This window comes from Streptomyces sp. P17, from assembly GCF_032436805.1.
Classification (GTDB): domain Bacteria; phylum Actinomycetota; class Actinomycetes; order Streptomycetales; family Streptomycetaceae; genus Streptomyces.
In genome coordinates, this window is record NZ_JAVRBF010001004.1 from 1 (window position 1) to 262 (window position 262).

1 protein-coding gene is annotated in these 262 nt (G+C 59.9%); it reads left to right on the forward strand.

Annotated features, from left to right (window positions below):
- The coding region (locus tag RMT89_RS43740; protein ID WP_315889318.1) for a hypothetical protein at positions 1-219 on the forward strand (219 nt) is incomplete at its 5' end.
- Positions 220-262 lie beyond the last annotated feature (43 nt).

Sequence of the window (262 nt, forward strand, 5' to 3'; positions counted from 1 at the left end):
GTCCAGTTCATCGTGAACGCAGGGGCGAGTATTGCGCCGAGCTGGACGCTGGTGCGGTTCAGGGGGCCGACCGGAAATCTGGCGGGCGTCACTGCCAAACAAACCCACACCCTCAATATTGCCCTTGGTCCCAGAGGCGACAATGGAGCCCGGTACTCGCAAGAGGCGGTACGCGCTCTCAACAATCTCACTCTTCAGCAGATCCGGATCACGCAATAGCCGTCCACAAATACAAAAGGGGCCGCGCGAACGGCCCCTTTTG